19 protein-coding genes and 1 pseudogene are annotated in these 23,518 nt (G+C 39.7%); 14 read left to right on the top strand and 6 right to left on the bottom strand.

Translation table 11 applies throughout. The features are described from left to right. Nucleotides 1-1,134 (bottom strand): SPFH domain-containing protein, encoded by a 1,134-nt coding sequence (locus E4661_RS12775; protein ID WP_136467837.1) that lies wholly within the window; start codon nucleotides 1,132-1,134, stop codon nucleotides 1-3. A 119-nt stretch (nucleotides 1,135-1,253) separates the two neighbouring features. Further along, on the bottom strand, nucleotides 1,254-1,952 hold the full coding sequence (locus tag E4661_RS12770; RefSeq protein ID WP_136467836.1) for a carboxypeptidase-like regulatory domain-containing protein: 699 nt from the start codon (nucleotides 1,950-1,952) through the stop codon (nucleotides 1,254-1,256). A 175-nt stretch (nucleotides 1,953-2,127) separates the two neighbouring features. Between E4661_RS12770 and E4661_RS12765 the strand changes: the two genes are divergently transcribed. The 12 genes and pseudogenes from E4661_RS12765 (at nucleotide 2,128) to E4661_RS12710 (ending at nucleotide 18,147) form a co-directional block, all read left to right on the top strand. Next, the gene (locus E4661_RS12765) at nucleotides 2,128-3,729 is read left to right on the top strand and encodes a S8 family serine peptidase (protein ID WP_136467835.1); all 1,602 of its coding nucleotides are present in this window, start codon (nucleotides 2,128-2,130) and stop codon (nucleotides 3,727-3,729) included. A gap of 89 nt (nucleotides 3,730-3,818) precedes the next feature. Next, nucleotides 3,819-6,916 (top strand): annotated as a pseudogene (locus tag E4661_RS12760) (WD40/YVTN/BNR-like repeat-containing protein). A 112-nt stretch (nucleotides 6,917-7,028) separates the two neighbouring features. Beyond that, a complete protein-coding gene (locus tag E4661_RS12755) occupies nucleotides 7,029-8,801 on the top strand; it encodes a MutS-related protein (protein ID WP_136467834.1) in 1,773 nt (590 codons plus the stop codon). A 54-nt stretch (nucleotides 8,802-8,855) separates the two neighbouring features. Continuing rightward, nucleotides 8,856-9,398, top strand: a complete 543-nt coding sequence (locus E4661_RS12750) for a CopD family protein (protein ID WP_136467833.1) — start codon at nucleotides 8,856-8,858, stop codon at nucleotides 9,396-9,398. 191 nt (nucleotides 9,399-9,589) lie between these two features. Further along, nucleotides 9,590-10,996: a sensor histidine kinase gene (locus E4661_RS12745; protein ID WP_136467893.1), complete on the top strand. Its 1,407-nt coding sequence runs from the start codon at nucleotides 9,590-9,592 to the stop codon at nucleotides 10,994-10,996. 14 nt (nucleotides 10,997-11,010) lie between these two features. Next, nucleotides 11,011-11,793 carry an enoyl-CoA hydratase/isomerase family protein gene (locus E4661_RS12740; protein WP_136467832.1) on the top strand — a complete coding sequence of 261 codons (783 nt, stop codon included), beginning with the start codon at nucleotides 11,011-11,013 and terminating at the stop codon, nucleotides 11,791-11,793. Between the two features lie 131 nt (nucleotides 11,794-11,924). Further along, the gene (locus E4661_RS12735) at nucleotides 11,925-13,478 is read left to right on the top strand and encodes a hypothetical protein (protein ID WP_136467831.1); all 1,554 of its coding nucleotides are present in this window, start codon (nucleotides 11,925-11,927) and stop codon (nucleotides 13,476-13,478) included. Between the two features lie 70 nt (nucleotides 13,479-13,548). After that, nucleotides 13,549-13,845, top strand: coding sequence for a hypothetical protein (locus tag E4661_RS12730; RefSeq protein ID WP_136467830.1), 297 nt, complete (start codon nucleotides 13,549-13,551; stop codon nucleotides 13,843-13,845). A 246-nt stretch (nucleotides 13,846-14,091) separates the two neighbouring features. After that, entirely contained in the window at nucleotides 14,092-14,925 is an 834-nt protein-coding gene (locus E4661_RS12725) for a collagen-like triple helix repeat-containing protein (RefSeq protein ID WP_136467829.1), read from the top strand. 301 nt (nucleotides 14,926-15,226) lie between these two features. Further along, complete coding sequence (locus tag E4661_RS12720) at nucleotides 15,227-16,300, top strand: PA0069 family radical SAM protein (RefSeq protein WP_136467828.1); 1,074 nt, start codon at nucleotides 15,227-15,229, stop codon at nucleotides 16,298-16,300. Between the two features lie 180 nt (nucleotides 16,301-16,480). Continuing rightward, on the top strand, nucleotides 16,481-16,834 hold the full coding sequence (locus E4661_RS12715) for a YciI family protein (protein WP_136467827.1): 354 nt from the start codon (nucleotides 16,481-16,483) through the stop codon (nucleotides 16,832-16,834). 56 nt (nucleotides 16,835-16,890) lie between these two features. Next, nucleotides 16,891-18,147, top strand: a complete 1,257-nt coding sequence (locus E4661_RS12710; protein ID WP_136467826.1) for an RNA polymerase sigma factor — start codon at nucleotides 16,891-16,893, stop codon at nucleotides 18,145-18,147. A 42-nt stretch (nucleotides 18,148-18,189) separates the two neighbouring features. On the opposite strand, the gene E4661_RS12705 is transcribed toward E4661_RS12710, so the two are convergent. The 3 genes from E4661_RS12705 to E4661_RS12695 form a co-directional block, all read right to left on the bottom strand. After that, the gene (locus tag E4661_RS12705; protein WP_136467825.1) at nucleotides 18,190-19,614 is read right to left on the bottom strand and encodes a Gfo/Idh/MocA family protein; all 1,425 of its coding nucleotides are present in this window, start codon (nucleotides 19,612-19,614) and stop codon (nucleotides 18,190-18,192) included. Between the two features lie 61 nt (nucleotides 19,615-19,675). Further along, nucleotides 19,676-20,326, bottom strand: a complete 651-nt coding sequence (locus E4661_RS12700; protein WP_136467824.1) for an HD domain-containing protein — start codon at nucleotides 20,324-20,326, stop codon at nucleotides 19,676-19,678. 1 nt (nucleotide 20,327) lies between these two features. Further along, nucleotides 20,328-21,059, bottom strand: a complete 732-nt coding sequence (locus tag E4661_RS12695) for a lysophospholipid acyltransferase family protein (protein ID WP_136467823.1) — start codon at nucleotides 21,057-21,059, stop codon at nucleotides 20,328-20,330. Between the two features lie 110 nt (nucleotides 21,060-21,169). Between E4661_RS12695 and E4661_RS12690 the strand changes: the two genes are divergently transcribed. After that, nucleotides 21,170-22,141, top strand: coding sequence for a ThuA domain-containing protein (locus E4661_RS12690; protein WP_136467822.1), 972 nt, complete (start codon nucleotides 21,170-21,172; stop codon nucleotides 22,139-22,141). Nucleotides 22,142-22,208: 67 nt separating this feature from the next. On the opposite strand, the gene E4661_RS12685 is transcribed toward E4661_RS12690, so the two are convergent. After that, on the bottom strand, nucleotides 22,209-22,619 hold the full coding sequence (locus E4661_RS12685; protein WP_136467821.1) for a BrxA/BrxB family bacilliredoxin: 411 nt from the start codon (nucleotides 22,617-22,619) through the stop codon (nucleotides 22,209-22,211). 124 nt (nucleotides 22,620-22,743) lie between these two features. On the opposite strand from E4661_RS12685, the gene E4661_RS12680 reads away from it, so the two are divergent. After that, nucleotides 22,744-23,481 (top strand): tellurite resistance TerB family protein, encoded by a 738-nt coding sequence (locus E4661_RS12680; RefSeq protein WP_136467820.1) that lies wholly within the window; start codon nucleotides 22,744-22,746, stop codon nucleotides 23,479-23,481. Nucleotides 23,482-23,518 lie beyond the last annotated feature (37 nt).

The following is a 23,518-nucleotide window of genomic DNA, read 5'->3' as shown; positions in this document are numbered from 1 at the left end:
TTAAGAATTTGGCAAGGGTGGTGGAGTATTTCCTCCCAAGAATGATTTTAGTTCTTCTACATCCTTTAAGGCTGTCCAATTGGACATGCCTTGTTTCCAAACTAAACTGTCCCTATTTATTGTTCTACCTGCAAACAAAGCTTGCAGTTGTTCAAAGGAAACCGGTCCTTGTTGGGCACCGTTCACAGCATAAAAATATTGAACGGCAGCTGGTATAGGTGGAGGAACAGGAGCACTGGCTTGTTGCATTTGTTGATTTCCACCCATTTGTGGACTCATCATTCCACCCATTTGTTGCGTGAGCACAAAGCCCATTCCCATTCCCATTCCCGCACCGGCCGTTCCGCCTTCGTTTTTGGCAGCAGCTTCGATGGCTTTGGCAGTTTTGAACTTGGTCAACTTGTCCAGATCCAGTTTGTCTATACGACTGTACTCGAAGATTTCTTTTTTAAGATCTTCGGGCATGGAAACGTTTTCGATATAGAATTTTTCCAAGGAGATTCCAACCGAAAGGAATTCTGGAGCCATTACTTCCTGACAAGTTTCTGAAAGTTCCGAAGTGTTCGCGGCATATAATTCAATAGGAAGATTAGCTTCACCAACTGTATCGGTAAATCGAGTAGCGATTAAACTTTTTAGATGCTCGTTGATTTCAAAATTGGTGAAATTATTGTCCGTCCCGACTATGTCGATAATGAATTTTCCGGCATCTGTGATTTTATAGGCATAGGTTCCGAAAGCTCTAATTTCTACTAAACCGAAACGGTCATCACTTAAAGTGATTGGGTTTTTGGTTCCCCATTTCTCATCGGTAAACAAATGCGTATTCACAAAATAGACCTCTGCTTTAAAAGGGGAATTAAATCCGTACTTCCAGCCCTTAAGGGTGGCTAAAATGGGAAGGTTTTTTGTGGTTAGGTCGTATGTGCCAGGAGTAAAGACATCGGCCAATTGTCCTTCATTGACAAAAACAGCCGTCTGCCCTTCCCGAACAATAAGTTTGGCCCCGTTTTTTATCTCATTTTGATAGCGTTCGAAACGATGGGCAATAGTATCATCAGTATAATCGAGCCATTCTATAATATCAATAAACTCGTGAGTGAGTTTCTCTTTGATCTTGCTAAAAATATCCATGGTAATAGTGTTTTGTGTTAATGTTTCTAAAGTAAGAAATTGGAAGGTTACTTCCTCCAATGGATTAGTATAAAATTATCCACATTGTTACAAAGCATAGCAGAAATTCTAAGGTTGACTCACTTTTTTCGGAATAAATTAAGGAACCGCCTAAAGATATTTTGTTTTCGAACAATCACTAACTCGCCCATAATATCTTCTTCTAATTCGGTACAAGCGACCTGCACAAAACCTGTTTCGATGGAGATTACTTTTTCAATAGTCATATACCCCAATGAGGAAATAATAAGCGTAGCGTTTTTATCAGGGAATTGCCTTGGAAGTGAAATCAAAAAGTTGCCATCAAAATCTGTTTGGGTTTTTATTTGAGTTCCTTTTATGGAAACTGTGGCTCCTGGAAGAGGGTTATAGCTATCACCAACATTTCCTTTAATGGTTATTGGGTCATTTGAAGATAATTCTGGAATTACCACCCCAAAAATGATAGCTTCCTCAACTTGATAAGTTTGTTGAAACGGAACTTCTTGGGCGGCCAGAGGTGAACCAATTGCCAGAAGAGAAGTATAGCCCAACAACGCCATATTTCGTTGAAATCTTGAACGAGCTATAGAGGGTAAGGGAGTGTTTAATTGATTGGCTTTAAAGCGTCCGCATAAATTATTCCCTTTAGAGAGTTTTTGAGCTAAAATAGTTTTGGACATAGTGGTGAAATCCACAACTTCTTTTTGGCAGCTTTTGCAATATGCACCTTTTTGGGTTGGTGTCATTTTATTCCAGTCTTCGGAACAGGGCTTAGGGATGGTTAAAATTTTACTCATAACGAAGTTCTTTTGGGCCAAGCTAGCATTGTTCGTATGAGTAGAAAACCAAAAATTAGGGAACAGTACGTTTGAATGAGTTAAAGGTGTTAGAATAATACTGTGGAGGCACCTGTGCTGTTTCTTTTTTCCTACATTTATGCTCAAATAATTTAATATCCAAAATAGAAAATCATTGCTTTTTCAGGGAAACACAATTTTCTTAATCCTTTTCTTTTTAACATCCTCAATAACAGCGCAGGTGCTTGATGAGGAAAATTTAAAAACTTGGTGGCGTAAAGACCTAGAAAAAGATTCCATTCCTGGTATTGGATTGGAGCGAACTTATAAAGAACTCATCAAAGACCTTGTAGGCCAAGAAGTTGTTGTCGCCGTATTGGATACCAAAATTGATATGCTACACGAAGATTTGCAGGAAAGTTTTTGGGTAAATATTGATGAAATACCTGGGAATGGGATCGATGATGACCACAATGGTTACATAGATGATGTTAATGGTTGGAATTTTCTAGGAAACCGAAAAGGTGAAGACTTGTTTCATCAATCTGTGGAGCCCACGAGAATAGTAAGAAGGTACAAATCGAGGTATGCCAGTATTATGGATGAAAAAGAGATTCCTAATCAAGAAAAAGATCAGTACTATACTTTTTTAAAGGCACATAAAACATTGAACAATGAATTGGCAGATTTAAAATCATACATCAAGGAAGCAGATTCTGTAAACGCACTTTATTATAAAGCCAAAGACACAATTCCTTATTTCACAAAAAATGAAAACTATTCCGTAGAGACAATCGATAGTCTAATAATTCAATTTCCAGAGATGGAAAAGTACTTTAAGTGGTTGGGCATTGGGCTTCGTTATGGGATTACAGAACAAGACTTTATTGATCAACAGGATTATTTTAAAAGCCAATTGAAGGCATTGGATGTTGATGATGATGCTAGAAAAATGCTTGATGAAAATCCCGAAGACATTGACGACGCATATTATGGAAATCCTATTTTGATAAACAATGAATTGAAATTTCAACATTCCACTGGGGTTACTGGACTTATTGCTGCTTCTCGTAACAATGGACTGGGAATCAAAGGAATATCTAACAATATAAAAATCATGCCTGTGGTTATGGTAGCTGATGGTGATGAATATGACAAAGATGTGGCACTGGCCATCCGTTATGCAGTGGACAATGGCGCAAAAGTCATCAATATGAGTTGGGGGAAGTACTTTTCATCTCATTCTGACTGGGTTCGAGATGCTTTTCGGTACGCAGCCGTACATGATGTATTATTAGTTTCGTCATCTGGTAATGGAAATAAGAACATCGACATTGAATTGAACTATCCAAATGATGAAATAGGGGGTGAAGAATTTGTAGATAACTTTTTATCTGTGGGAGCAATTACCTCTTCCATGGATTCAACAATTGTTGCTTCTTTTTCAAACTATGGAAAAAGGACCGTAGATGTTTTCGCTCCTGGAGAAAAAATATATACCACAGAAGTAAAAAGTGTTTACCAATTTTCTGAAGGAACTTCTTATGCAAGTCCTATAGTTGCAGGAACGGCGGCTTTGCTGAAATCATACTTTCCCCATCTTTCGGCATCAGAACTTAAAACCATTATTCTTGAATCAGGGACCAAATTAAGTTTAATGGTAAAAAAACCTGGTGATGATAGCGCACCTCTGGTTCCGTTTGATTCCCTATCCAAAACAGGAAGCATTATAAATATATATCAGGCTTTTCAGAAAGTAATGAAAGTTTCTAGGTGATAATGGTTCATTCCTTTTTCCCTACATTTAGGTCTGACTAATTCTAAAACAAAATGAAACAATTGCTTTCCAAAAACGGAGTGCTATTGATGGCACTTTGTCTGTTTGCCATTTCCTCTCAATCTCAACGAAAAAAGAAAACCCAATCTGGTCCTGAATATCCCGAAGAAATGTATTCCAGTTTGGAGTATCGCTTGGTAGGCCCCTTTCGCGGGGGTCGTTCTGCTGCTGTTACCGGAGTGCCTGGAAAACCGAATCTCTTTTATTTTGGAGCCACGGGTGGTGGGGTATGGAAAACTACTAATGGGGGTCGTACTTGGGAAAATATTTCCGATGGTTATTTTGGCGGAAGTATTGGCGCGGTCGAAGTGGCCAAAAGTGACCCTAATGTCATGTATGTTGGAGGTGGTGAAAAAACACTTCGCGGAAATGTTTCTAGTGGTTATGGCATCTGGAAAACCGAAAACGCGGGGAAGACTTGGACATTTGCAGGACTAAAAAACAGTCGTCACGTACCTCGAATCCGAATTCATCCTACCGATTATAATACCGTTTACGCCGCAGTTTTAGGCAATATTTATAAGCCCACTAAGGAAAGGGGTATCTATAAGAGTGTAGATGGAGGAAAAAATTGGAGGCAAATACTTTTTGTGAATGATCAAGCAGGGGCCGTTGATTTAACTTTCGACCCAAATAATCCAAGAATTTTGTATGCTTCAACTTGGAGGGCCAAAAGAACTCCATACAGTTTGAGCAGTGGTGGGGATGGGTCAGCACTCTGGAAAAGCACAGATAGTGGCGAAACTTGGACCGAGATTTCAAAAAATGAAGGCTTTCCCAAAGACACACTTGGAATCATTGGAGTAGCGGTTTCACCTAAAAATAGCGACAGGGTTTGGGCTATTGTGGAGAACAAGGAAAAAGGGGGGCTTTATAGGTCAGATGATGGAGGCAAAAAATGGACCCAAGTAAACAGTGAGCGCAAATTGAGGCAACGAGCTTGGTATTATACTCGAGTATATGCGGACACTGAAGATGAAGACGTGGTTTACGTGATGAATGTCCGCTATCATAAGTCTACCGATGGTGGTAAAACCTTCAATACCTTCAACGCTCCTCACGGCGATCATCATGATTTATGGATTGCTCCCGAAAATTCGAAGCGGATGATTATTGGGGATGATGGAGGTGCTCAGGTTACGTATGACGGAGGTGAGACATGGAGTACTTATTATAATCAGCCCACGGCGCAATTTTATCGAGTAACTACGGACAATGCTTTTCCTTATCGAATTTATGTGGCGCAACAGGATAATTCGACCATCCGTATCAATCACCGAAGCGATGACGGTTCTATCGGTGAAGATGATTGGGAACCAACCGCGGGAGGAGAGTCTGCGCATATTGCCGTGGATCCGACAAATAATGATATTGTCTACGGAGGTAGCTATGATGGATTTTTGACCCGTGTCAATCATAAAAACAACACGGTTAGAGGCATCAATGTTTGGCCCGATAACCCCATGGGGCATGGAGCCGAGGCGATGAAATATCGTTTTCAATGGAACTTCCCTATCATTTTTAGCAAACATGACCCGAAGAAATTATACACGTTTTCCAATCATGTGCATTTAAGTACTAATGAAGGTCAAAGTTGGGAAGTGCTAAGCGGGGATTTGACCCGGAACGATCCTACAAAATTAGTTTCGAGTGGTGGGCCTATTACCCAGGATAATACCAGCGTAGAATATTATTGTACCATTTTTGCGGCAAATGAAAGTCCATTGAAAGAGGGCTTGATTTGGGTTGGAAGTGATGATGGTTTGATTCATGTAACCAAGGATGGTGGCAAAACTTGGGAGAATGTGACCCCACCAAATATGCCCGAATGGAACATGATCAATTGCATAGAACCTTCCGTTTTTGAAGAAGGCACTTGCTATGTTGCTGCCACCAGATATAAACTGGGAGATTTTCAACCCTATTTGTACAAGACCACGGATTTTGGAAAAACATGGAGCAAAATCACAAATGGGATAAATGCCGAACATTTTACAAGGGCACTTCGCGAAGACCCAAAACGGAGGGGGTTGCTATATGCCGGAACAGAAACAGGAATGTACATTTCGTTCAATGATGGACAAAACTGGGAAAAGTTTCAGTTGAACCTTCCCATTGTTCCTATTACAGATTTGGCCATCAAAGATGACAACTTAATTGTGGCAACCCAAGGACGCAGTGTTTGGATGATTGATGATTTGACAGTATTACATCAATTGGATGCTTCGAAAAAAACAGCAGGTGCAGTGCTTTATCAACCTAAAGATAGTTACCGCACAAAAGGAAGCGCTGCCAAGGAGCCTTCAAAAACAGCAGGACAAAACCACCCTAATGGAGTTATCACTCATTTTTATTTGAAAGATCTATCGGACAAGGATAGCATCAGCCTAACATATACCAAAATGAACGGGATACTTTGGCCAACTACAGCACCTTTGCCACGAAAAAAGACAAAAAGCTAAAAGTGAAAAAGGGAGGAAATACTCACATTTGGGATACCCGTGGAAAAGGCGCAGAAAAATTGAAGGGAATGATTCTCTGGTGGGCCAATCTAAATGGGGCCAAAGCTGTTCCTGGAAATTATAAGGTTCATTTAAATGTGAACGGTTCTAATCAAACTCAAGAATTTAAAATTCTTCCCGACCCAAAAGCTGAGGTTTCGGTTGTTGATATGCAAAAGCAATATGATTTCATTTCGGACATTAACGAAACCATTGATAGAGCACATCAATCCATTAAGAAGATTAGGAAAATCAATGAACAATTGGACGGTTTTGTAAAGCAGTATAAAGACAATGAACAAACCAAGGATTTGGTGGAGAAGGCCAAAAAGATGAAAGAAGATTTTGGGGAAATTGAAAAAGCTCTTTACCAAACTAAAAATCGAAGTGTACAGGACCCTTTGAATTTCCCCATTCGTTTGACCAACAAATTGGGGCATTTAAATAGCTTGGTCTCTATCGATGATTTTCCACCAACCGAACAGGACATTGCGGTAAAAGATGAGCTTTCGGCCAAAATTAAATCACAATTGGATACGTTTGATAAGCTGGTGGGTGATGAACTCAAAGCCTTCAATAATGAGTTCAACAACCTTAAATTGGATTACTTGTTTATTGAGGAATAAGAGCTAATAGCCCTTTATGTTTAGTCTGGGAATAATAGGAATGAACTTATTCCCTTAAATTTATTGCGCACAACCCATAACAATCACAAACGCAGTCCACAGCCCAATTAGAATGGTAGAGCCCAAAGTTTTTTATCACGAACAACTAGCAAAATTTGAACAAGAACTAGAGGGCATTAAAAAAGACCTTGGTGTTTCCAGCAGTTTAAGGTTGGGGGTATTTGTTGCTTTGTCCATTGCGATTTATTACAGTTGGGGCTTTCCCAAGGTGTTGGTTTCAATATTGCTAGTTGGGGTTGCGGTTTTTGTTTTTTTGATTATTCGACATAATCGAATGCAATACGAAAGGGATTTAAAAATTGCGTTGATTCAAAGAAACAAAACCGAACTTAAGGTGCTTGACCGAGATTTTTATCACCTCCCCCGAGGTCAAGAATTTAAGGATACTGAACATTGGTATGGCCCAGATATCGATTTGTTTGGTAAAGGGTCTTTTTATCAATATCTGAACAGGACTTCGTTACTTGGCGGGTCAAAGTTGTTAGCAGATATACTGCTTTCCAACAATATTAAAGACATTGAACAAAAACAAAGTGCCATTAAGGAGTTGGCCAAAATTCCAGAATGGAGGCAACGGTTTGGAGCCACTGCAATTTTGGTAAAAAATGAGCTCACGGCTGACAAAGTAATCAGTTGGATAAAAGGCTACGCTCCCTTTCTACCTAAACAAATCAGGAATATTGCTCGAGGGTTTTCCGTTTTGTCCATCTTGGTTTTGGTAGCATATTTTGCGGGATGGATTTCTGGTTATTGGGTGTTTTTTGTTTTTCTGTTGGGAATGGCCATTACGGGAAAGTTTGTAAAGAAAGTAACACACCTTTCGGCTTGGACGTCAAAAGTGAACAGCACGTTTGCACAATATTCTAGATTGCTGGCCTTGATTGAAGAACACGAATTTGAAAGTGAATTGCTGCTCACAAAACGAGAAGATGTAGTCAACTCAAATGAATCAAGTTCAGCCATTCTCAAACAATTTTCAAAGCTTTTAGATAGATTAGACCAGCGGAACAATATTTTGATTTCATTGGTTCTGAATGGTTTTTTTCTTAGAGATTTGATTATAACCCATCAAATAGAAACATGGATACTAGCTCACAAAAACCATATTTCAGATTGGTTCAATACTATCGATTTTTTTGACGCATATAATAGTCTGGGCAATTATGCATTCAATCATCAAGACCATATCTATCCAAGTATTGTTGAGAGCGACAAAACTTTGGAAAGCACAGGACTATCCCACCCAATGCTTGACCCCCAGAAGGCTGTAAGAAATGACATTGCGATAAGAAAAGATGAATTTTTTATAATAACTGGTGCAAATATGGCTGGGAAAAGCACTTTTTTACGCACAGTGTCATTGCAAGTGGTCATGGCAAACGTTGGACTTCCTGTTTGTGCTCAATCGGTGGAATACTCGCCAATAAAACTAATTACGAGCATGCGAACCTCAGATAGTCTTACTGATGATGAAAGCTATTTTTTCAGCGAGTTAAAACGATTGAAATTTATTATTGATGAGATGGGGAATGATAAATATTTTATTGTTTTGGACGAAATTCTAAAAGGTACCAACAGTACCGATAAGGCTGCTGGTTCGCAAAAATTTATAGAGAAATTGGTGAAGCTGGGTGGGACCGGTATCATCGCAACCCATGACTTAAGTCTTTGTGAAGTTGCGGATGATTTTAATAAAGTGTCCAATTATTACTTTGACGCTAACATTGTTGATGACGAATTATTTTTCGATTATAAATTTAAAAAAGGAGTCTGTCAGAACATGAATGCCAGCTTTTTGCTTAAAAAAATGGGAGTTGTGGAGTGATTTCTGATGTGGTAACCCCTAAATTTACCATTTTAAAGCTATAACGACCGTGCGATGTACCTATATATAAAATCTCTCCATTTGATTTTTGTCGTGACTTGGTTCGCTGGACTGTTCTATATTCCTCGTCTTTTTATTTACCATATTGAAGCTTGGCAGAAACCCTCACCCGATAAAGAAATCCTTTCACAGCAATTAAAGCTGATGACCAAGCGGCTTTGGTATATTATCACATGGCCTTCTGCTGTTCTGTGTATCGCATTTGCAATTTGGTTACTTATTATTGGTCCCGATTATTGGAAAGAAGCGTGGATGCAGGTAAAACTGGTTTTTGTTGGATTATTGATTGTATACCACCTGAAATGTCATCAAATTTTCAAACAATTGCAGCGCGATGAAGTCAAATACACTTCTAGATTTATGCGAATTTGGAATGAAGTTGCCACCCTTATACTTTTTGCGGTGGTGTTCTTGGTAATTCTTAGAAATGCTTTTAATTGGATTTATGGAGTCGTAGGAATTTTTGTGTTGATGATATTGCTTATGCTCGGTATTCGATTATACAAACGTATCAGGGATAAAAACCCTAATGCATAAAGAAGTTCAAATCCAAACTTTAAATATAAGTTCAAAGTTCATAAGGGATACTGATCATTGAACTTAAAACTTGAGCTTGATGATTGAACTTTGAGCTTGCACTTAAATTGGCTTGATAATTGCTAACTTTATTCGCAAACCCAAAAAAATTGTTCAAGAAACTATCGCTTCGTTCCCGCATATTTGTTGCCATGATTCTTTTAGTGGTCATTGCTTCAGTACTTGTTGCCGGTGTTACCATATATCACTCCCAAGAACAAAACAAGGATTATCACGAAAATCGACTGGAGCGTAAGGAAGAGCAAATTCTTCAAAGTATTTCCTACGCCTTAAGAGAAACTACCTATCCTGTTACTACTGAATACTTAGAGCTCATTTTTATGGATGAGATCTATAAGATTGCCGATGTGCAAAATGTAGCCTTTAATATTTATGATATGGAAGGCCAACTTATTAAAAGTTCCAGACCCGCTTTTGAAGCAGATTCCATCTCCAATTGCCTCGATGCCGAAGTTTTGAATAATTTGAGGATTACTACCAACAAACGCTATGTGGAGAAAAAAACAGCGGCTGGTGATAACTATCAGGCATCGTACACTTATATTAACGATTTAAAATTTAAACCGATTGGTATTGTAAACCTTCCTTATTTTGAAGACAACTCTTTCAATAATATGGAGCTTCGTGAATTACTGCTTCGGTTGGGTGGGGTTTACCTGTTAATGCTCTTGTCAGCTGTAATTTTGGCGTACTTTGTTTCAAAGTATATAACACGTTCCTTACAGGCTATTTCAGATAAAATATACCAAACGGATTTAACCAAACGCAACGAGAAAATCTATATTGAAAATCCGGGTCAAGAAATAGGAAAATTGGTCGATTCCTATAATGGAATGATTGATGAGCTGGAAGAAAGCGCCGTTAAATTGGCTCGAAGCGAAAGAGAACAGGCGTGGAGGGAAATGGCCAAACAAGTGGCCCATGAAATTAAAAATCCGTTGACACCATTGCGATTAACGGTACAAAGTTTTGAACGCAAGTTTGACCCTGAAGACCCAAAAGCGGAAGCCAAGGTAAAGGAGTTTTCAAAGACCTTGATTCAGCAGATAGACACCATGAGTAATATAGCCTCTGCTTTTTCCAATTTTGCCGACATGCCCGCGCAGCAAAATGAGACATTAAATGTGGTGAAGATTGTTCAGTTGGCCTTGGAAATCTTCAATGAGGATTACATCCATTTTATTTCAGATGAAAAAGAAATTATTGCCAAACTAGACCGTACCCAACTTATCAGAGTGGTCACAAATTTGGTAAAGAATGCCATTCAGGCGGTACCCGAGGTAGATTCACCTAGGATTTTGGTTACGGTGGCTTCGGAACAAGAAGATGTAAAAATTTCGGTGGCGGATAACGGCGTTGGAATCGCCGATGACTTTATGGATAAGATTTTTGAGCCCAAATTCACTACAAAATCCAGTGGAATGGGACTTGGTCTGGGCATGGTAAAGAACATTGTTGAAAATTATAAAGGAACCATAGATTTTACGTCACAAGAAGGTAAAGGCACCGTGTTTACCGTAAAATTTCCAAAGGAATAAACAAAACCACATCTATGAACTACGAAAACATCTACATCGAGGAAGAAAATAACATTGCTACCATCACCATTAATAGACCAAAGAAGCTTAATGCCCTGAACAAAAGAACCATTGCTGAATTGCATACCGCATTCAAAGAACTTGATGACGACGGTGAAACCAAAGTGATTATAATTACAGGAAGCGGAGAGAAGGCCTTTGTGGCAGGAGCGGATATTTCCGAATTTGCCCATTTTTCGGTCAAAGAAGGGCGTCAATTGGCAGCAGAAGGACAAAATAATCTCTTTGATTTTGTAGAAAACCTTTCTACCCCTGTAATTGCGGCCATTAATGGTTTTGCTTTGGGAGGTGGACTGGAATTGGCCATGTCCAGTCACTTTAGAATTGCGAGCGATAATGCCAAAATGGGACTTCCCGAGGTTTCCCTTGGAGTGATTCCTGGTTACGGCGGCACGCAGCGTCTGCCTCAACTTATCGGAAAGGGCAGGGCCATGGAAATGATCATGACAGCTGGCATGATTGATGCGAACAAAGCTTTGGATTATGGATTGGTCAACTACGTGGTATCTCAAGAAGAATTGTTGCCGCTTTGTCTAAAAATTGCGAGCAGGATATCGAATAACTCCTCTGTGGCCATAAAATATGCAATAAATGCCGTAAATGCTGGTTTTAAGTATGATGTTAATGGTTATGCTTCAGAAATTGATGCTTTTGGCACTTGCTTCGGTACAGAAGATTTTAAAGAAGGCACTACGGCCTTCTTGGAAAAACGAAAAGCAGATTTTCCAGGGTCATAGCTATTGGTTCAACCAAACCAGACTATGATGAAACCGACATGGCTAAAATAATCTCTAACTACCCTAAGTAGTGATTTTTTTTAGTCGTCAAAGGTTACATGTGACCATTGAAAAGCAATAAACACATACACATGAAAAGGCGATTTATCCTACTTTACTTGCTTTTGACAGGAGTGCTGATGAGTGCTCAAGAAAAAATGCCGGTCTCTTACGACTTTGGTGAAAAATTCAGCGATAGATATCGATATTCAAACCTGTTGACCATTTCTGATGATGGTACGGGAGGTTATATTTTGGTCAGGGCCTACTATCAAGGATTGATTTTAAAGCCCAAAGGTTATCTAATTGAGCGGTATAACAATAATCTTGAACTGGTTTCCGAATACAACTATAAGTTGAAAGGATTAAACTTTGTGGACGGATTCTTCAAGAATGGGCAATTGAACCTTTTGTTCTTGGATTATAACTACAATCGTGGTCAATACGAATATTGGGTTCATACCAGCCCTATTATCGACTTTAATTTTAGGCCAAAAAAGCTTTTGAGCATAGCTTCGGAAGAAGTCAGAAATCCGGTGGGAAAAAACTACTATAACCGAAACTTTTCAAGTGGTTTCTCCACTACGATACTTTTCAATGAGGAAAAGACAGGTTTTGTAATCAGCACACATCACAAAAAAGGAAAGCAGAACAAGCACATTATCCATTTATACGATACGGCGTTAAACAAACAATTTGAACACGATTTTTCCCATGAAATTGAGGAAAAGAACTATGCCTTTGAAAATGTAGCCATCAGTTCTGACTTGCAAACGGCATACATTGTTGGTAAGGCATACTTTAAAAAGAAGCGTTTTCGAGTGGATGAACGCAAGTTTCAATATGAATTGATAAAAGTCTCACCAGGCGGAAGCAAAACACAGTCATTCGTAGACCCTGGGAAATATCCAGAAGCACTTTATCCTATTATATTGAAAAACAGACTGGTCTGTGCGGGGTTTTATGCCGATAGAAAGGATAATCGATACAACGGTATTGCTTATTTTGATGTGAGTCCGGTTTCTTTGGACATCAATTCCAAAAAATACAATCCATTCTCCCAACAATTTATGGAAGACAAGTTTGGAAGGGAAGAAGAAAAGGTTATCAAGAATCTTGTTTTTAAAGGAGTGGAGGTAACTCCTTCGGAAGAGATTTTTTTTAATGCCGAAGAATATTTTGTGACAACAGGCATGGAAGTTACCGGAGCCGGTCAACGAGTAAAATTGGAACGCTTTCATCACAACGACATTGTGAGCGCCAAATTGGACCCAAAAGGAAATCTGATTTGGGCAAGGAACATAAACAAAACAGAAGTGACCCAAGGTGACGGTGCTTATGCCTCGTACAGTTCTTATTGCAAAAATGGAAAGACCTATTTCTTTATCTGCACCGCTTCCGAAAACCCACAGTTGATCAACAATGAACGTCTTATTTTCAAACAGGGATTGAGCAGAAACCGAAATGTTTTCATGATTTCTTTGGACGAAAATGGTGTCATGGACTATGAAAAAATCATTGACAATCAAGAAGCACGCCTCCCGTTAATGGTGTCAAAACCACTTAAAATTTCAAATGACGACAACATGCTTTTCTATGCAAAGCGGGGAAGCAAAAAGCAATTGGTAAAGGTTTCTTTCTTATAAAACGCAGATTCCTTTCTCCTTAAAAAAGGAGAATTCAATTCTACTGACAGGAAGGTATCTCCATTGCTACATGGCATTTCTTCTGCTTTTCATTCCTGCGCGTCACCCTGAGCATCCTCCTTCCGAAGTCTTGTACGGAGGACAGGTAGTCGAAGGGAAAGCAGGAATCCCACTCTTTTTGGATTCTGTGTCGAGCATGGTAAGACAGGGTAAACGTGCCTGTATTGAATTTGAGTCCATTTTTGTTAACCCATACCACGAATCCTTCAATTTTCCTCCATCCTTTCACCCTCCACCCTTAGTCCTGAACCTCAGCGAAAGAACTAGCAATAATCTAATAATCGAACAATTTAAAACCAGACTCTAACCTCTAACCACAGCCAACCAGCAATGAACATCAGACCTCTGACCTCCGACCTCTGATTTCCAACCACCGTTGACCAAAATCCCCCATCCATCAACCCAAATGGGGCATCCGTCAATTGGTAGCAACAGCCCATACATTGGCAGGCTAACTTAGCGGTATTCACTTTTAAATACTAAATACCATGAAACAAGCAAAAGTAGCGCCATCGAGCGTAAAACCCTGAAAAGATTTTTATTGTTGGGCTGCATGTCCCTTTCCCTAATTTTTGCCTCTTGCTCCAAAGGAGAAAATGGGGAAAAGGGAGCCCAAGGTGAGCAAGGCATTCAAGGAGAACAGGGAGACCCAGGTAAACATGGAGACCCAGGCAAATCCGGTGAAGATGGAATAGCCTGTTGGGACTTGAACGGAAACGGAAGTGCCGATATCGACGGTAGCGTAACAGATGAGGACGTTAACGATGATGGTGTCGTAGATGCCTTGGACTGCCACGGAGATGACGGAGATGATGGAACAGATGGTGAAGATGGCATAGCCTGCTGGGATCTTAATGGCGATGGCATTGGAACTATTGCCCATGGCCAAAAAAACAACGAAGACCTGAATTTTGACAATGTAGTGGATGTATTGGACTGCCAAGGACAAGAGGGTAACGCCAACGTGACTCGTGTTGATGTTCCTATTCCAGGAGATTTTAGTGGTTTTCGTTTTTCTACTCAAATGCCAGATAATGTACTGCCGTTATCAGATTATGCATATCAAGTTTATATAAAGAATGATGATTTTCCTGACAGATGGATTGCTATTCCTGGTCCAATAGATGGGAGTATTTATACAAGATTGTCGTTTCAAGATCAAGATGCCCCAATTATTACAGTTACATTCTATAATTCTGATAATAATAGTTTTCATGTTGTTGCCGAGGGAGACTATGAGGTGCTACGATATTTTGCCATAAAGGTCAATCCAGATCAGGCCTCCGGCAAGGGAGGGCAACAGGCTCTAATGGATCAACTAAAGGCTGCCGGTGTAAATCCTGACAATTACAACGAGGTAGCCGCTTATTTTGGCTATAAAGATTAATTTTCATAGATTTTTTAGGTTGTTATATTAACGGAGAGCCCTAATAAAAGGGGCTCTTTGTTTTTGGTTCCTTCCCTTTCCGAAGCTTTAGCGAAGAAAAGGTCAAACGAAGGCGGCATAGCACTTTATACCATTACGGAAGGGATAATACATTGAGTATTCGAGAAATTAGTGCAATTCGTGTCCTAACGTAGTATCCCTAAAATAACCAGATTCATCTCACAAATTTTTCCTTTGGCTGTTGATAATTGATTATTAAATAAATGGATTATTTCCATATTTTTGGAATAAATCCATTTAAATGAAATCAAAAGACCTACTTAAAGGGCGTGGAGCCCAAAAAAACACCCCTAACAAATTTCTTCAACATGTCTACGAAATGCGAGAGGATTTTTTGGAATTCTGCCGTTTGGAGGGAGAAGAAGCGGAAAAGAATAGAACCGAGTACATCCCTATTTTTCCTAAAACAATTGTCAACAAGGTAGACAGCCCAGATGTTGGAATGATGTATTCCATGAACCCCTATCAAGGCTGTGAACACGGATGTATTTACTGCTATGCAAGGAATGCTCACGAATATTGGGGTTACAGTGCCGGTTTGGATTTTGAACGAAAAATTCTGGTTAAAAAGTCCGCTCCTGAGCTATTGGAGAAAAAAATAAAGCACAAAAACTGGAAGGCACACACCATTGTGATGTCCGGTAATACAGACTGCTACCAACCTGCCGAACAAAAGTTCCAAATTACAAGAAAATGCTTGGAGGTGTTTTTAAAGTACCGTCATCCTGTTGGGATTATTACGAAAAACGCACTCATCTTACGTGATCTGGACATTTTAAAAGAGCTTACCCTGCATCAACTGGTTGGCGTAAATATATCCGTTACTTCGCTTTCCGAAAAAACAAGAAGAAAATTGGAGCCACGAACAGCATCCATCCAAAAAAGATTAAAGACCATTAGGACGCTTTCAGAAAATAAAATTCCTGTAAATGCGATGTTGGCACCTATGATTCCTGGAATAAACAGCCATGAACTATTGAAGCTTGCAAAAGCAACGGCGGATAATGGGGCCAATTCCTTTGCAATTACAGTGGTTCGATTAAACGGTGCAATCGGTCAGATTTTCACAGATTGGATTAAGAAAGCAATGCCTGACAGGGCCGAAAAAGTACTGCACCTAATTCAAGATTGTCATGGAGGTTCAATAAATGACAGCCGTTTCGGGCTTCGGAATAGAGGCGAGGGTAATGTGGCCAAGCAAATTCATGATATGGCCCGATTGGCCCGATTGAAATATTTTAAAAATCGAAGCTTCCCAAAGTTGAACTATGATTTACACGAACAATATAAAGATGGACAAATGAAATTGTTTTAGACATGTCATTTCGAAGGAGCTTGTGACTGAGAAATCTTAACTTAGATTTCTCGCATTCATTCGAAATGACTTTAAAATTTTTAAATAAATTTATAGAGATTGTCCAATCCATATTCAGGTCTTCGTCATATAAACAGAACAAGATAAACCAGTCCATAGCAGGACACAAAATTTAAAACGATGAGCAATTTTTTGTATTTATTTAGAGGTGGCGACGAAGCCTATTCAAAACTATCACAAGAAGAAAAACAAGCCCACATGCAGGTGTGGGGGGAGTGGATGGGAGGTCTAAAAGAAAAAGGCCAACTTTTGGATGGTCTCCCCTTGGGCGAGGATGGAAAAGTAGTTCGTAATCGAGGTGAGTTGGTTACCAATGGCCCTTATGCGGAAGGTGTTGAAGTTGTAGGAGGCTATTTGATTGTTTCGGCCAAAGACATAGATGAGGCGGTGGAACTTTCTAAAGGATGTCCCATTTTTGATTATGATGGAAGTTTTGTAGAGGTAAGGGAAATCCTTTCCATGGATGGGCATTAAAAAAACAATTTGAAAACTTAAAGCCTGATGAAAATCGGGCTTTTTTCTTTTACTATATGCCAAATACCAATCTTAATAAAACAATAGACCATCTTTTTCGAAATGAGTATGGAAAAATTGTGGCCGTACTGACCAACAAGTTTGGCACTTCACATTTAGAGCAAATTGAGGACGCTGCCCAAGACACTTTTATAAAGGCCATGCAGGTTTGGGCATATAAATCAATTCCCGATAACCCTACAGCTTGGTTGTACAGGGTAGCCAACAATGCTTTGATTGATGTGCTTAGGCGGGGTAAAAAAATGGACCTGTTGGATAATAGGCAATTGAAAGAAAATGGTGAAGATTCTGCATCGGAGCCCTCACTGAACAATTCCATTTCCGATAGTCAGCTGAAAATGATATTTGCATGCTGCCACCCTTCCTTATCCGAGGAATATCAAATTATTTTGAGTTTAAAACTGATTGGTGGATTCAGTAATAAAGAATTGGCCGAAGCTTTATTGAAGAAAGAGGAAACCGTGGCCAAATCTTTCACCCGGGCAAAGAAAAAGTTTCGGGAAGAAGTTCAGTTTCTAAGAATTCCTGTTCAGATGGGACTCCAATCCAGATTATTCATTGTACTTAGGGTAATATATTTGCTTTTTTCTGAAGGATATGCAGCTACCACAGGTTCGCAAATGCTTAAAAAAGATATATGTTATGAAGCTTTGCGACTGGCATTGTTGTTAAGGGAGAACAAATACTGTCGACATCCAAATTTGGAGGCACTTATAGCCTTAATGTGCTTTCATGCCTCCAGATTCGATGCTCGATTAGATGAAAATGGCGAGTTGCTCATCTTGGAATTTCAGGATAGGTCTAAATACAATAGGGAATTGATAAAGATTGGAATTCACCATCTGGAAAGTTCGGGAACGAAGGACAGGCTGCCCTCCAATTATCATTTGGAAGCAGCACGATCGTTTTACCATTGTGAAGCCAAATCTTTTCAAAAAACGGATTGGAAAAGTATTCTTTACTTGTATGATTTGCAATTAAAACAGCAATATTCATCCATATTGGCTTTGAATAGAATAGTTCCCTTTGCCAAAGTACATGGAGCGAAAAAAGCACTTATGGAACTTAATGAGTTGGAAAGTAAAGCAGATTTTGGTAAAACGGGATTGTATTATGCCATTAAAGCAGAGCTGCTCTTGGAACTGGAGAGTCCAGAGTATAATTCAACCTTGAACAAAGCCATAACCTTTACCGATAACGAGCTGGTAAAAAATCATTTGAAGAAAAAGCTTACCAACAAAAAAGGGTCGTAAGTTATAATACGACCCCTTAGTTAAATTATCTTATGAAATGGGTTACGACAGTTTCCAGCCCTTACGGTACTCACGGCTTACCCATTCGTTGGCTTTATCGTAATTGGTGATTTTCATGTTTTCACCATCCCACAGCAGTTTGCGTCTTCCTGGATACTCATAGGGATCCCAGTCACCTGCTTTTTTACCTTCCTTCAATACTTTGTATTGATAGGCTTTAACGGCAAGGTTACCCATAAGCACAGTTTCCGTTAATGGACCTGCTTTGTCAAAGTTGGAAGAAGTTTCAGCGCCATTCAAGCAACCATCAACAAAATTGGCGATATGTCCGCCCATACTTCCGGGAACCCTGGCATATTTTGGCTCAGGTGACTTATATAGATTCATCATATCGGAAGGAAGAAGGCGTGCGTTCTGCGAATAGGTGTCACAGACGAGAATACCTTTGTCTCCATACATGATTGTTCCACCATCTCTATTGCCTACGATTTCACCATCCTTTAATTCATCCGGAAGGTCAGGCATAAGTCCACCGTCATACCAGTTTAGTTGAATATCTCCATGCGTTGGATGTTCGAACTTCAAATGAATTTTTGAAGAAGGAGGACATGAAGGGCTATAATCGGCCTCGACAAAATCACCTACCCAAACAGTTGTACAACTGGCTTCTGCTTCAGTTGGATAACCCAAATCCAAAACACTGAAAGGAGTTTCCATAATATGGCAACCCATATCTCCTAAGGCTCCGGTTCCAAAATCCCACCAACCTCTCCATTTAAAAGGTAGATAAGCATCATTGTAAGTACGCATAGCGGCAGGCCCTAACCATAAGTCCCAATCTAATCCTTTTGGGATAGGTTGTTTTTCGGTAGGTATCGGAACTCCTTGAGGCCATACCGGGCGGTTGGTCCAACATTCGATTGTATGCACATTTCCAATAACACCCGACTCTACCCATTCCCGAGCAATTCTACTATCGTCACTAGATGCCCCTTGATTGCCCATTTGAGTCACAATACCATTTTCTTTCGCCACTTGTGTCATCAGTCTCGCCTCATGGATATTATGGGTCAAAGGTTTTTCCACATAAGCATGTTTCTTTTCACGCATAAATGGTAGCGCAATAGTTGCGTGTGTATGATCGGGAGTGGCCACACAAATGGCATCAATGTCCTTTAAATGCTTTTTATAAACCTTTCGAAAGTCTTTGTATTGTTTTACATCTGGGAATGCTTCGTAGGTTTGTTTAGCTCTACGGTCATCCACATCACAAAAAGCCACAAACTTTACTTTTCCCGTATCTGCCAACCCTCGGATTACGCTGGAACCCCTTCCACCAGCTCCAAATGCAGCCATATAAAGGGTATCACTAGGGGGGACATGGTTTTTTCCAAGAACAAAACTGGGAACAATAGTAAATGCGGCAGAACTTGCCGCAGCATTTTTCAGAAACTTTCTTCGTTGCATTTGGTTTGAAATTTTAATGGCATTCAAGATACAAAAAACAACGATAGATGAGAGAAGGTTGTTACGTATTCCACTCCTTATAAAACTGTTGCAGAAAATCTAACATAAACTGGTGTCGTTCCGCTGCCAGTTTTCTGCCAGTATCGGTATTCATTTGGTCTTTTAAAAGAAGCAACTTTTCATAAAAGTGATTGATGGTCGGGGCATTGGAATTCTTGTATTCCTCTTTAGACATATTAAGGTCAGGCGTGATTTCGGGGTTGTATAGTTCCCGATTTTTAAAACCCCCATAATTGAAAGTCCGTGCAATGCCAATTGCGCCAATGGCATCCAATCTATCTGCATCTTGAACTACCTGAAGTTCTTTGGAATTGAATTTTTGACCCACTTCTAAGCTATTTTTAAAGGACATGTATTTGATAATGTTGACCACATGGTCAACGGTGTCAACACCAACATTTTCACTTCGAAGAAATTTCTGGGCAACCGCGGGACCTACGGATTCATCTCCATTATGGAATTTTGGGTCGGCAATGTCATGTAACAACGAAGCTAATGCTACCACCAAAACATTTACCTCTTCACTCTGTGCAATCCGTTGCGCATTTTTGAAGACCCTTTGTGTGTGAAACCAATCGTGCCCACCTTCCGCACCTTTTAGAGTGTGTTTTACAAAAGTTATGGTCTTTTCAATAATCCTGTTCTCTTCCATCTTATTGAATAATATCTTTGGTAACCTGAAACTCTACCAGTTTTACAAGCTTATCAGGGTTTCCCTCATTTTTGATGGGTGGATGGACTTTGAATCTGATATAAGCCGCTAGTCCCATCGGAAATTTTCCGTAGCGTAGCATTTTCCATGAGTTGTTTATGGTAATGGGGACAATAAGAGCGGATGGAGCGTGCTTTATTAGGGTTTTTAGGCCGGAAGGTTTAAAAGGTTTGGGTTTGCCATCACGACTACGCGTGCCTTCGGGAAATATGACAGCACCTCGTTTGTATTTTTCAATGTAGTCCCCAAGTTTTCCGATTTCAGCTAGCGCTTGTGCCGGGTCTTTTCGATTGATTAAAGCCGAGCCACCATGTCTTAAGTTAAATGAAACGCTGGGAATGCCTTTGCCCAGTTCTTTTTTGCTAACGAATTTTGGATGGTGTTTTCGCATATGCCAAATAATAGGTGGGATATCGTACATGCTCTGATGGTTGGTGACGATGATCAGGGGGGTATTGGTTGGAATATGCTGTTTGTTTTCAAACTGGTAGCGAACACCAAGGATGTTGGTGCACCGCATCAGAAACCAATTTAAAATACTTACACTTTTCTTATGCGCATCGTATCCAAAAATCGTTAAACATATCCATTGTATGGGATGGAAAACCACTAAGGTCAAACCAAAACAAACAAAGAAAGCAAAGGTCAAAGGATAGGAAAGTAACTTGAGCATGCTACGTTCTTTTATAAGGCCAAATTGAGAAAATCTTTGGAATTATTGGAATGATTGTGATTTTTTTTTGGATTTACATCCAATTATTTTTTAAATTTCTAACTTGAAGCATGATTCTTCAAAAGGCACTATTGGAAATACAGATTTTTGAAAAGAAAGTGAATATAAAATGTTTATCAAAGGGTATACTTTTGGGAATGCTATTATGCTGCTCCATTATTTGCTTACAGGCACAGTCAGATAAAAAAATAGAAGTATTGATTGTGGATGGTTTTAGCAACCACGATTGGAAACAGACTACTCACGTGGTTACTAGGATTCTTGGGAAAAGCGAATTGTTCAATGTTTCTGTTACCACAATGCCCCTAGAAGTTAATGGTGAAGCCTGGAAGCATTGGAACCCAAAATTCCATAAATACAATGTGGTCATCCAAAATACCAACAACATCAATGATACTGCTTTACGTTGGCCTCCAAAAGCTGAAAGAAAACTAGAAAATTACCTGAAAAAAGGCGGCGGGCTGTACATTTTACATTCGGCTAACAATGCCTTTCCGCATTGGGAGGAATATAATCGAATTATTGGACTGGGTTGGCGCAACAAAACATATGGAACAGCAATTCAAATTACGGATGACAACAAAATACTGACCATCCCCTCTGGGGAAGGAAGGTCAACCTATCACGGTCCGCGAAATGATGAAAAGATTCATATCCTTAATCTCCATCCTATTAATAAGGGAATGCCAAAAATTTGGATAAGCCCCGATATGGAACTGTATAAATTTGCTAGGGGGCCAGCCGAAGAGCTTACGGTATTATCGTATGCTTTGGACGAGGAGACTGGAATAAAATGGCCCGTGGAATGGGTTGTTGAATATGAATTGGGGAAAGTATACAATTCAAGTATGGGCCACCTTTGGAAAGGGGAATTATATCCTTTAGGATATAGATGCATCGGATTTCAAACTACATTGATACGTGCTGTTGAATGGCTTGGTTCGGGTAAAGTTACCTATCCGATACCCGGAAACTTTCCTTCGGAAAACAAAATAAGCTTGGCTCCAGATAATTTGAAATAAAGATTCTTTTTCTAACAGAAAAACCATCTTTAAGATGGTTTTTTTGTATTCTGACAGTTAAAAAAAATTAACAGAACTCGTTATAAGCTTCCATCAAATTTTCTGCAATAATTTCTGCTGGTCTTCCTTCGATATGATGTCTTTCAATCATATGTACCAATTCACCATCTTTAAAAAGAGCCATGCTAGGCGAAGAAGGCGGAAAAGGTACCATATGATTTCTTGCCGTATTTACCGCTTCAGTATCAACTCCCGCGAATACGGTTGCCAAATGATCGGGTTTTTTACTGTTCTGTAAACTAAGTTTGGCTGCAGGTCTCGCATTTGCCGCGGCACATCCGCATACCGAATTTACCACCACCAAGGTAGTACCTTCCTGTTTCAGTGCATTTTCAACAGCCTCACTTGTATATAGTTCTTCAAACCCTGCAGAAGCCAAATCAGCTCGCATAGGTTTAACCAATTCTTCTGGATACATAATTAGATTTTTATAAAGCATTCAAAGATACGGCTTTTGTCGCATTTTTTCTATCGCCTTAACATTCCCAAAAGTTTTCTTTCCTAAGCAAAACCCTATCTTTGGGCTTTAATAATTTTGAGGGATGATCAAATGGGTGGCCGCATTTTTGGGCTATTATATACTTCGTTTTCCAGGTGCGATCCTAGGATTTATTGTCGGGAGTTTTTTGGATAGTTATAATGATTCCTCTAAAGGGGGTAGAAATGTTTTTCAGGATTTTACCCGTCAGACTGTCTCGCCTGCCGATTTTGAGTTGAATCTACTTTCTTTGTGCTCCATAATTATCAAGGCAGACGGACAAGTAAGTCAGCGTGAGCTCGACTATGTACGACAATATTTTTTGAGCACTTACGGAAAGGAAAAGGCCAATGCCATTTTTAGGACCTTTAACGATGTGGTCAAAAAAAGAGAGGTCTCAGCCCAACGAATTGCCACATATCTTGCCCAACGTACCCGATATGAAGTCCGTTTACAGCTGTTGCATTTTTTGTTCGGAATTGCACAGGCCGATGGACAGGTCAGCAAGGCTGAGGTAGATAAATTGCGCGAAATCGCAGGATACCTACGAGTGGGCCGAAATGATTTTGAGAGTATCATGGCGATGTTCATCAAATCGGCCGATAATGCCTATAAAATTTTGGAAATTGAAAAATCAGCCTCGGACGATGAGGTCAAAAAAGCATATCGCAAAATGGCCAAAAAGTACCACCCAGACCGTGTAGTAACCGAGAATGAAGCATTTAAGAAAGGAGCGGAAGAAAAGTTTAAAGAGGTGCAGAAGGCCTACGAGGCCATTCAAAGAGAACGGGGAATCCCTTAAATTAAAGGGTAGAAGTTGGAATTACGAAGGTATGCAG

The sequence above is a fragment of the Flagellimonas onchidii genome (genome assembly GCF_004804315.1).
GTDB classification, from domain to species: domain Bacteria; phylum Bacteroidota; class Bacteroidia; order Flavobacteriales; family Flavobacteriaceae; genus Flagellimonas; species Flagellimonas onchidii.
This window is presented reverse-complemented; position numbering and strand designations above follow the sequence as displayed.

What these genes read in the sequence shown, in the direction of transcription:
- E4661_RS12775 (WP_136467837.1), bottom strand. Translation starts at nt 1,134, where the DNA reads ATGGATATTTTTAGCAAGATCAAAGAGAAACTCACTCACGAGTTTATT.
- E4661_RS12770 (WP_136467836.1), bottom strand. Translation starts at nt 1,952, where the DNA reads ATGAGTAAAATTTTAACCATCCCTAAGCCCTGTTCCGAAGACTGGAAT.
- E4661_RS12755 (WP_136467834.1), top strand. Translation starts at nt 7,029, where the DNA reads ATGGTAGAGCCCAAAGTTTTTTATCACGAACAACTAGCAAAATTTGAA.
- E4661_RS12750 (WP_136467833.1), top strand. Translation starts at nt 8,856, where the DNA reads ATGTACCTATATATAAAATCTCTCCATTTGATTTTTGTCGTGACTTGG.
- E4661_RS12745 (WP_136467893.1), top strand. Translation starts at nt 9,590, where the DNA reads ATGATTCTTTTAGTGGTCATTGCTTCAGTACTTGTTGCCGGTGTTACC.
- E4661_RS12740 (WP_136467832.1), top strand. Translation starts at nt 11,011, where the DNA reads ATGAACTACGAAAACATCTACATCGAGGAAGAAAATAACATTGCTACC.
- E4661_RS12735 (WP_136467831.1), top strand. Translation starts at nt 11,925, where the DNA reads ATGAAAAGGCGATTTATCCTACTTTACTTGCTTTTGACAGGAGTGCTG.
- E4661_RS12730 (WP_136467830.1), top strand. Translation starts at nt 13,549, where the DNA reads ATGGCATTTCTTCTGCTTTTCATTCCTGCGCGTCACCCTGAGCATCCT.
- E4661_RS12725 (WP_136467829.1), top strand. Translation starts at nt 14,092, where the DNA reads ATGTCCCTTTCCCTAATTTTTGCCTCTTGCTCCAAAGGAGAAAATGGG.
- E4661_RS12720 (WP_136467828.1), top strand. Translation starts at nt 15,227, where the DNA reads ATGAAATCAAAAGACCTACTTAAAGGGCGTGGAGCCCAAAAAAACACC.
- E4661_RS12715 (WP_136467827.1), top strand. Translation starts at nt 16,481, where the DNA reads ATGAGCAATTTTTTGTATTTATTTAGAGGTGGCGACGAAGCCTATTCA.
- E4661_RS12710 (WP_136467826.1), top strand. Translation starts at nt 16,891, where the DNA reads ATGCCAAATACCAATCTTAATAAAACAATAGACCATCTTTTTCGAAAT.
- E4661_RS12705 (WP_136467825.1), bottom strand. Translation starts at nt 19,614, where the DNA reads ATGCAACGAAGAAAGTTTCTGAAAAATGCTGCGGCAAGTTCTGCCGCA.
- E4661_RS12700 (WP_136467824.1), bottom strand. Translation starts at nt 20,326, where the DNA reads ATGGAAGAGAACAGGATTATTGAAAAGACCATAACTTTTGTAAAACAC.
- E4661_RS12695 (WP_136467823.1), bottom strand. Translation starts at nt 21,059, where the DNA reads ATGCTCAAGTTACTTTCCTATCCTTTGACCTTTGCTTTCTTTGTTTGT.
- E4661_RS12690 (WP_136467822.1), top strand. Translation starts at nt 21,170, where the DNA reads ATGATTCTTCAAAAGGCACTATTGGAAATACAGATTTTTGAAAAGAAA.
- E4661_RS12685 (WP_136467821.1), bottom strand. Translation starts at nt 22,619, where the DNA reads ATGTATCCAGAAGAATTGGTTAAACCTATGCGAGCTGATTTGGCTTCT.
- E4661_RS12680 (WP_136467820.1), top strand. Translation starts at nt 22,744, where the DNA reads ATGATCAAATGGGTGGCCGCATTTTTGGGCTATTATATACTTCGTTTT.